Origin of the sequence: Collinsella sp. OM04-5 (genome assembly GCF_003439125.1) — a bacterium.
In the GTDB taxonomy this organism is placed as follows: domain Bacteria; phylum Actinomycetota; class Coriobacteriia; order Coriobacteriales; family Coriobacteriaceae; genus Collinsella.
Genome location: NZ_QSUU01000009.1, coordinates 96,649 through 106,381, shown reverse-complemented (window position 1 = coordinate 106,381; position 9,733 = coordinate 96,649). Strand labels below are relative to the sequence as shown.

The following is a 9,733-nucleotide window of genomic DNA, read 5'->3' as shown; positions in this document are numbered from 1 at the left end:
GATCGCCTTCCCTCCCCGCTCACGGCTCCGCAGGGTCGCGTTGAGGGAAGGCGATCCGGCCTCCCGCCCTGCGCTCCGGCTTCGGGTCGTCGCGTGCTCGTTACTGAAAAGCTGATTAGAAGTTTGTGTGCCGCCCCTTTTGGGGCGGCACGTTTTTGTGTGGGGTCCCTGTCTTCACAATTTTCGTCAAGTTTTTGGTTAGATTTTGGTCAGTTGGCGTAAGAGTGGAAGGCCAAAAGATTGCTGGCGAAAAAAGCTCAGAGAAAGTGCTGGTAGGGGAGTTGTTGGGCTTTTCGACGGCTTTTGAGCAAAAGAAACTTTGTGGCTATTGCCGGCGATTGCGTTGTCGCGGTCATGGCGGTGCGGGATGCTGGTCGTAAGCATCGAATGCTCCGATTTTGGAGGCCAGCATGGATCTGTTTCTTGAGACTCCGCAGCAACAAGCTGAGCGCATGCTGCGTCAGCAGCAACGACTCATGGAGATGCAAATGCAAGGGGCGGCAGCCCAGCCCTTTGCGCAAAATGTCGTGCCCGCTGCTGTACCTGCAGCTGTGCCCGGGTGTGACTCGGCGCCAGAGGCCTATTCCGTACAGCAGGATTCATATGCGCAGGAGCTCGCGTTCGATAAACGTCGTGCGCGTCACCGTCTCTGGGCCCAGCGCCTGCGTACGCTGGCGATGATCGTGCTGATCCCGATGGGGCTCGCGACAATCTTCTTGGCCTCATATGCCCTCACGTGCATCCTCAACGGCGCCTCGCCCAATGAGGTACTTCAGCACTTGGCAGCTCTTGGTCAGCGCTTGGGGGATGTCGCAGCAACCATCCGCGCCAGCTGGGAGAGCTAGCGGACCAGCACCCATAGCGCAAAGGTAACTTGTCTGCGCTCGATTGGACATGAACTGCGTTTGACAGGGTAAGATTGATCGCGGCTTTGATTGGTGCTCGATTGGGTTTGTTGGGCGGAGTTTATGTCTGCTATTGATATTGTGCTTGTTGTGATTGCCTTGGTGGCGGTGGGGGTTGCTGTGGCTTGCGCCCTGCAGCTTAAAGGTCTTCGTGCCGAGCTGCGGGAGCGTGGCGACAGCGACGCCGAGACGCTCGCGGCGCTCGAGCAGGCCAACAGTACACTCGATACCCTCAACGTCGCGTTGGCCGAAACCCGACGCACCGCAAACGCCATCGCACAGCAGCAGACGACCGACGCCGCCGTGGAGCAGCAGCGCTACCTGACCATCGCGCGTGAGTTCTCGCAGGCGGGCGACCGTATGGATGACCTGCGCCGCGAGACGACCCAACAGCTCGGCGCCAACCGCGAGGGCATCGAGCAGCGCCTAGACAAGGTGCGCGAGACGGTCGATGCCCAGCTGGGCGCCATCCGCAAGGACAACAACGTGCAGCTCGATCAGATGCGCGCGACGGTGGACGAGAAACTCTCCCGCACGCTCAACGACCGTCTGTCGGCATCGTTTAAGCAGGTGAGCGACCAGCTCGAGGCCGTGTATAAGGGCCTGGGCGATATGCAATCTATCGCCACCGGCGTGGGCGACCTTAAACGCGTGCTGGGCAATGTCAAGGCGCGTGGCATTTTGGGCGAGGTGCAGCTGGGCGCGATCCTGGCGGACATCCTTACGCCCGACCAGTATCTGGAAAACGTCGCCACCAAGCCCGGCGCCTCGGAGCGCGTTGAGTTTGCCGTCAAGCTGCCGGTAGACGAGGGAGACCCCGTGCTGCTGCCAATCGACTCCAAATTCCCGGGCGATGCGTATGAGCATCTGCTCGACGCCCAGGAGTCGGGCGACGCGGAGGCCGTCGCCGCCGCGCGCAAGACGCTCGACACCATGGTGAAGCGCGAGGCAAAGGACATCTGCGAAAAGTACCTGAGCGTGCCCGCGACCACCAACTTTGGCATTCTGTTCGTTCCGTTTGAGGGCCTGTACGCCGAGGTCGTCACGCGCCCTGGGCTTATCGAGACCCTGGGCCGCGACTATCACGTCAACGTTGCCGGCCCCAGCACCATGGCGGCCATCCTCAACAGCCTGCAGATGAGCTACCAGACGTTTAGGCTGCAAAAGCGCACCGACGACGTGCTACGCGTGCTTTCCGCCGTCAAGGCCGAACTACCGCGCTATCAGGCGGCGCTGCGCCGCGCCCAGCAGCAGATCGAGACCGCGGGCAAAACGGTCGAGGGCATCATCACCACGCGCACCAACGTCATGGAGCGCAAACTCAAGGACATCGACGCGCTGGAAGACGCGCGGGAGGCCGACGCGATTTTGGGCTTGGAGTCCGCAGACCTGCCCGCAGACCAAAAAGACGAGGACTAGCTGCATCTGACGGCGGGGCGCCGGCGCAAGCACGGCGCGGGCGCTTTTCGCATCGCGCTTGCCTGAAGTGCGCTTTAGTGTGCAACAATGGCGTTTCGCCCTATCAGATGCGAAAGGAAGCCCATGTCTCAGAGAAGCACCAGCCCGCTCAAACGCTCAACCGTGCGCCGCACGCTGCAGCGTTTTTGGGATGTCACGCGCACGCAGCCGCTGATCGTCTTTCTCTCGGTGTTCTCGTCGGCGGGCTACATCTTTTTGCTCACGTTTGCCAACACCTACGTTATGGCCCTCATCGTCGATCGTGTCCAAGCCGGCCCCGTAGCGGGCGACCAGGTGTTTGAGGTCTTCGGTCCCTACATTTTGGCGCTCGTGCTCGTCAACCTGGTGGGCCAGATCCTCTCCAAGCTGCAGGACTACACCGTCTACAAGCTCGAGATCGCAGGCAACTATCACCTGGCGCGCCTGTGCTTCGACACGCTCTCCAATCAATCCATGACATTCCACACCAGCCGCTTTGGCGGATCGCTTGTGAGCCAGACGAGCCGTTTTATGAGCGGCTACACGGGTCTGGTCGACGTGACGGTGTATTCGCTCATTCCTACCATCACCTCGGTTGTCTGCACGGTGACGGCGCTCGCTCCGGTGGTGCCCACATTTACCGTGATCCTGGTGGGCATCATGGTCGTCTACATCGCGTTTGTCTGGCTTATGTACAAGCGCATCATGCCGCTTTCGGCCGCGACGTCCGCCGCACAAAACAAGCTCTCGGGTGTGCTGTCCGACGCGGTCACGAACATCTTGGCCGTCAAGACCTGCGGGCGAGAGGACTTTGAACGCGATCTGTTCGACACCGCCGATCGTGCCGCGCGCGATGCCGAAACGGTCTCGATGCACGCCATGATGCAGCGCAACTTTACGACCTCGGGCCTTATCGTCATCACCATGGCCGTGGTGAGTGTGTTCGTGGCGGGCGGCAACGCGTGGTTTGGCATCTCGGCCGGCTCGCTCGTCATGATCTTTACCTACACCTATAACCTCACCATGCGCCTGAACTACGTGAGTTCCATGATGCAGCGCATTAACCGTGCTTTGGGCGATGCGGTCGAGATGACGCGCGTGCTGGATGAGCCACGTTTGGTGGCAGACGACCCGGACGCCCCTGAGCTCAAAGTGACCGAAGGTGCGATTGATTTTGAGCACCTGAGCTTTGCATATCGTGACGCCGCGGCGGGCGAGAACGTGTTCGACGACCTGACGCTTCACGTGGCGGCGGGCCAGCGCGTGGGCCTGGTGGGTAAATCGGGCTCGGGCAAGTCGACGCTTACCAAGCTGTTGCTGCGCTTGGACGATGTGCAGGGCGGCCGCGTGCTCGTGGACGGCCAGAACGTCTCGCGCTGTACGCAGCAGAGCCTTCGCCGCCAGGTTGCCTACGTGCCGCAGGAGGCGCTGCTGTTTCACCGCTCCATTCGCGAAAACATTGCCTACGGTCGTCCCAACGCCACTGATGAGCAGATTCGTGAGGCGGCGCGCCTGGCCAATGCCCTGGAGTTTATCGACCGCTTGCCCCGTGGCTTTGACACCATGGTGGGCGAGCGTGGCGTTAAGCTCTCGGGCGGCCAGCGTCAGCGTGTGGCTATCGCCCGCGCCATCCTAACCGACGCGCCGATTCTGGTGCTCGATGAGGCGACCTCTGCCCTCGACAGCGAGTCCGAGGCGCTGGTGCAGGAGGCGCTCGAAAACCTGATGCGTGGACGTACCTCCATTGTGGTGGCGCACCGCCTGTCCACCGTGGCGGCGCTCGATCGCATTGTGGTGCTGGCGGATGGCGAGATCGTCGAGGACGGCACGCATGTGCAGCTCGTCGAGGCGGGCGGCGAGTACGCGAGCCTGTGGAGTCGTCAGACCGGCGCATTCTTGGAGGCGTAAGCGTCTCGGACGTGGGACAATTGTGCCTATCAGTTTATTGTGCCGTTGAGCCGAGGAGTCGTTATGCCACGCGAGACCAATGCCGCCAAGCGCGAGCGCGCCATCGAGGTGTGTGAGCGCCTCAACCGTCGCTATGGCCCGGTCGAGTGCTTTTTGGACCACGAGAATCCCTTCCGCCTGCTGATCGCGGTGCTGCTTTCGGCGCAAACGACCGATGCGCAGGTCAACAAGGTGACGCCGCGGCTGTTTGCCCAGTGGCCCACGCCCGAGGCCATGGCCGGGGCGAGCGTGGCTGACGTGGCGGACACCATCAGGTCACTCGGCTTCTACAAGAGCAAAGCCAAGCATGCCGTCGAGGCCGCGCAGATGATCGTCGCCGACTATGGCGGCGAGGTGCCGGCCGACATGAAGGAGCTTGTAAAGCTGCCGGGCGTGGGACGCAAGACGGCGAACATCGTGCTCAACGTGGGGTATGGCATCGTGGAGGGCATTGCGGTGGACACGCACGTCAACCGCATTGCGCACCGCCTGATGTTGAGTCCCAAGACGCATGCCAAGGAGCCGCTCAAGACCGAGCAGGATCTGCTCAAGATTTTGCCGCACGAGTATTGGGAGTCGGTCAACCATCAGTGGATTACCTTTGGTCGCGAGATCTGCGACGCCCGCAAACCCAAGTGCAGCGAGTGTCCGCTGGCAGATTTGTGCCCCAGCGTGCGCGTGACGGGGTAGGGCGGAACGCATCTTCGTCTGGCGTTTTTTGCGGGGCCGGGTTTGCCCTTGAGCCGGAGTTCTCTCCATGCGCTACCATGACAGACAATGTATTTGACGTACGACCCGCCGAGCTTGCCCCGGCGGGCTTTTGGCGTTGCGATGCCGGAGGAACAGCATGCTCATTCACCGTATAGCCGCGCAGCTCTACACTGCCGAGGCGCTGCAGACCGTCGAGGCCGGGCTCGATGCTGGCGAGGACGTGACGCTGGCCGTGTCTCAGTCGGGTCGCACGCTTATGGCTGCCGCCCAGTTTGCGCGCCGTCCGCGCCCCACGGTCTACATTGTGAGCGGCGAGGACGCGGCCGATCGTGCCGCCCGCAGCCTTGCCGCCTATGTGGGGCTGGCGCACGTGTGCCGCTTCCCCGAGCGCAAGGACTATCCGTGGCGCGAGCAGGCGCCCGACGACGCCGTGGTGGCGCAGCGCTGCGAGGCGCTCGGGCGCATCGTGCGCGGCGACAACTGCATTATGGTCGCCTCGGCCCGCGCACTGCTGCGCTGCGTGCCGCCGGTCGAGAGCCGCTACTGGGAGTCCACGACCTTTGCGGTGGGCGAGGAGATCCCTTTTGACGAGGTGCCGCAGCGCCTGGTGGGCATGGGCTACACCAATGCCGGCGCCGCCGATGCACCCGGCCTGTTCCGCGTGCACGGTGACACCGTCGAGGTGTTTCCCGCACAGGAAAAGGCGCCCGTGCGCATTGAGTTCTTTGGCGACGAGATCGACCGCATCCGCCGCATGGTGAGTTCCACGGGCCAGACCATCGGCAACGAGGACAGCATCGAGATCTTCCCCTGTCGCGAGCTCGCACTCACCGACGACGCCGTCCACAACATGCATGTGGCGCTCTATCGTGCCAGCCAGGACGACAGCAAACTGGCGGCGCTGCTCGAGATGGTGGATGCGCGCATCGTCACGCCCGAGCTCGATCGCTTTTTGCCGGTGATGTACGGCCAGACCGTGAGCCCGCTGGCGCACGTGAGCGGCAAGGCGCTCGTGGTGCTGTCCGAGCCGCGCTCGCTGTTCGACGATTGCCTGCGTGCCTACGAGGATATCGAGGCGCGTGCCGGCGAGGCGGGGATTGACCGACTGGATGGCCTGTATGTACGTGCCCAGCAGCTCGACTTTGGTGCTCAGCAGCGCCTGAACTACGTGAGCCTGATTCGTGCCGGCGGTGCGGTGACGGCAGAGCTCAAGATTGAGCAGCCGGCCATTGCGGGCTCGGACAATCGCTTTATGACGCGCATTCAGGAAGTCGTGGGCAAGCGCTATGCCTGCGTATTTGCCATCCCTGACCGCGGTGCGCGCGAGTCGATGGAGCTCACCTTTGGCGACGAGGGCATTACCTTTGAGGAGTCGTTGACGGCCGCGCCCGAAAACGCCGGCGTTATTGGCGAGCGCGTACGCGTGGCAACGGCGGATTCTGCCGACCGTGCCGCACGCCAGGAGGCCCATGCTTCCATTCACGAGCGTAAGGCCGACGCGCTCAACGCCCGCTCGCTCGAGGCGGGCGCGGCCCAGGCTGCCGCCGGTGCCGCCGTGCCCACCATCTCGCGCGGACGCGTGACCTTTGTGGATGCCGCCCTGCCGCAGGGCGTGGTGGTGCCCGATGCCAACCTGGCCGTGTTCTCAATCGCCGACCTCAACGCCCGCATGGACGCCAACCGCGCGCGCAGCCGCCGCAAGGTGGACATTACGCAGATCACGTTCCCGTTTAAGCCGGGCGACTACGTGGTGCACGCCACTCACGGCATCGCGCTCTTTAGCGAGATCGCGCGCCAGGAAGTGGGCGGCAAGGAGCGTGACTACTTTTTGCTGGAATATGCCGACGGCGACAAGCTCTACGTGCCGCTGGAGCAGGTCGACCGCATTACGCGTTATGTTGGCCCCGACGGTGACAAGCCACGCCTGACCAGGCTTAACACCGCCGACTGGACGCGTGCCACCAATAAGGCGCGCAAGAACGCCAAAAAGCTGGCGTTTGACCTGGTCGATCTGTATACGCGCCGCTCTTCGATTACCGGTATCGCCTGCCCACCCGACACGCCCGAGCAGATCGAGATGGAGGAGAGCTTCCCCTACGACGAGACGCGCGACCAGCTGGAGGCTATCGCCGACATAAAGGCCGACATGGAAGCACCCAAGCCCATGGACCGCCTGCTGTGCGGCGACGTGGGTTTCGGCAAGACCGAGGTCGCCCTGCGCGCGGCGTTTAAGTGCGTGGACTCCGGCCGCCAAGTCATGGTGCTCTGCCCCACGACCATTCTGGCCCAGCAGCACTACGAGACGTTCTTTGAGCGCTTTGCCCCGTTTGGCCTCGAGGTCGAAGTGCTCAGCCGCTTCCGCGCCCCGGCGCAGCAAAAGCGCGCGCTCAAGGCGTTTGCCGAGGGCACGATCGACGTGCTGATCGGCACGCACCGCCTGCTTTCTGCCGACGTGAACCCCAAGAACCTGGGCATGGTGATCATCGACGAAGAGCAGCGCTTTGGTGTGCAGCACAAGGAGCAGCTCAAGAACCTGCGCGAGCAGATTGACGTGCTCACGCTTTCGGCAACGCCGATTCCGCGAACCATGCAGATGGCCACGAGCGGCGTGCGCGACATGAGCCTGATCACCACGCCGCCGACCGGGCGCCGCCCCGTGATCGTGCACGTGGGAGAGTACGATCCCGACGTGGTGAGCGCGGCGATTCGCCTGGAGGTGGGCCGCGGCGGCCAGGTGTATTACGTGTCCAACCGCGTCAAGACCATCGACGACGCCGTGGCGCGCGTGCACGAGGCCGCGCCCGAGGCGCGCGTGGGCGTGGCGCACGGCAAGATGAGCCCGCGCGAGGTCGAGGACGTGATGATCGAGTTCGCGACCAAGAAGATTGACGTGCTCATCGCCACGACCATCGTGGAGAGCGGTATCGACAACGCGACCGCCAACACGCTCATCATCGAGGACTCGCAGCGCCTGGGTCTGGCACAGCTCTACCAGCTCAAGGGCCGCGTGGGCCGCTCAGCCACGCAGGCATACGCGTACTTTATGTTCCCAGGCGAGCTGCCGCTTACCGAGGAGGCCACGGCACGCCTGACCGCGCTTTCCGAGTTCCAGGACCTGGGCAGCGGCATGCGCATCGCCATGCGCGACCTGGAGATCCGCGGCGCCGGTTCGCTTATGGGTGCCGAACAGCACGGTAACCTGTCGAGCGTGGGCTTCGACCTGTTTACGCAGATGCTGGGACAGGCCGTGGCCGAGGCGCGCGGCGATGACGATGCCGGCGTGGAGGCGGCGAGCGTGGGCATCAACCTGCCGGCCGATTACTTCTTGTCCGAGGAGTACATGCCGGCGGTGGATCAGCGCGTGCTCGTGTACCGCAAACTTGCGGCGGCCGAGGACCTGGAGAGCATCGATGAGGTGCAGGAGGAGACCGAGGCCGCGCACGGTGAGCTGCCGTTGGCGGGGCTCAACCTGTTCAACCGCGCGCGCATCCGTATCCGCGGCGAGCGCCTGGGACTCGAGAGCGTCACACTCAGTGGCGGCCGCATCACGTTTTTGGGCGTCGACGTGCCCAAGAAGGTGGCTTTTGAACTAAAGACCCGCTATGGCGCGGTGAACTTTCCCAAGAGTCGCAAGCTCTCCGTGCCCTACAAGGCGGGCGCCGGCGCGGGCAGCGGCCTGGGTCGCGGCCTCGATGCCAACGACGGCACCGGCCCGGTGGCGGCTGCGCTCATGCTGCTGCAGCAGCTGGGCGCGAGCGACGATGACTAACGGGTCGACGCTGCAAACGCCCCATTTGGGCAATCTGGTTCCATCGAAAGGAAAGCATGTTCGGGTACATCTATAAGAAAGACGCCGCTGCTATCGCGGTTATCCTTGCCCTCTGCCTGGGCGTGGGCAGTTTCTTCGATTATCAGATTTCGAGCGCGCTGTTCAACATCGGCAGCATGTACGGTCGCTTTGTCGAGGCGGCCGGCGAGCTACCGTTTGAGCTGACGGCGAGCATCGCGGGCGTTATGCTCGTGCGAGCGGTGCGCCCCGATTCCAAGGCAAGCAAGTGGCTCGCCGCGCTGGGCATTCTCATTAACGTGGGCCTGCTCGGCTACGAGATTGTCGGATCGCAGCGTGTCGGCGGCAAACTCATCGCGTTTCAGCTGGTGCTGACGTTTGTGCTGGTCATCGCTGCCAACCTCATCGCCTACCGTCTCACACGCGACACCGATCCCGACGAGCTCACGCGCTGGGCGTTGATGGTGCTTGCCGTGTGGGTCGCTCAGGCCATTATCCTCAACGTGATCGTCAAGCCGCTGTGGTCGCGCCCGCGCATGCGCGTGATCGAGGTCACGCCGGGGCTCAATTTTCAGCCGTGGTGGGTAATCGGCAATCCCGATAAGTGGAGCTATATTGCCGCCGGCGTGATCAAGGACGGCTTTAAGTCGTTCGCGAGCGGGCACACCGCGCACGCGGCGATCGGCCTTATGCTCGCCGGGCTTCCCGCGGCGGCCTTTAAGGAAAGGCCGTCGCGCCGCCGCGTGGTCTTTTGGGCTGCCGCTGTGGTTGCGGCGTTCGTCGCTTTTGGCCGCATCGTGATCGGAGCGCACTTTTTGAGTGACGTGAGCTGCGGCTTTGCCCTGGTGCTGGCACTTGAGTGTCTTGCCGCGCGCATTGCCTATCCCAACGGCGTACAATAGCCCCGTTTGAATCATCTGGCCGATACCCGGTAAGAGAGGATTGC

General features: G+C 63.3%; 6 protein-coding genes. All 6 read left to right on the top strand.

Features of this window, described 5'->3' with window-relative positions; genetic code table 11:
- Positions 1–410 precede the first annotated feature (410 nt).
- The 6 genes from DXB53_RS06890 to DXB53_RS06865 all read left to right on the top strand — a co-directional run bounded on the left by DXB53_RS06890 (position 411) and on the right by DXB53_RS06865 (position 9,689).
- Positions 411–845 carry a hypothetical protein gene (locus tag DXB53_RS06890; protein WP_117583865.1) on the top strand — a complete coding sequence of 145 codons (435 nt, stop codon included), beginning with the start codon at positions 411–413 and terminating at the stop codon, positions 843–845.
- A gap of 123 nt (positions 846–968) precedes the next feature.
- Positions 969–2,324, top strand: a complete 1,356-nt coding sequence (locus tag DXB53_RS06885; RefSeq protein WP_117583864.1) for a DNA recombination protein RmuC — start codon at positions 969–971, stop codon at positions 2,322–2,324.
- Positions 2,325–2,447: 123 nt separating this feature from the next.
- On the top strand, positions 2,448–4,250 hold the full coding sequence (locus DXB53_RS06880) for an ABC transporter ATP-binding protein (RefSeq protein ID WP_117583863.1): 1,803 nt from the start codon (positions 2,448–2,450) through the stop codon (positions 4,248–4,250).
- A gap of 63 nt (positions 4,251–4,313) precedes the next feature.
- Entirely contained in the window at positions 4,314–4,979 is a 666-nt protein-coding gene (gene nth / locus DXB53_RS06875) for an endonuclease III (protein ID WP_117583862.1), read from the top strand.
- 157 nt (positions 4,980–5,136) lie between these two features.
- Positions 5,137–8,769, top strand: coding sequence for a transcription-repair coupling factor (gene mfd / locus DXB53_RS06870; protein ID WP_117583861.1), 3,633 nt, complete (start codon positions 5,137–5,139; stop codon positions 8,767–8,769).
- 56 nt (positions 8,770–8,825) lie between these two features.
- Positions 8,826–9,689, top strand: coding sequence for a phosphatase PAP2 family protein (locus DXB53_RS06865; RefSeq protein WP_117583860.1), 864 nt, complete (start codon positions 8,826–8,828; stop codon positions 9,687–9,689).
- Positions 9,690–9,733: the final 44 nt, after the last annotated feature.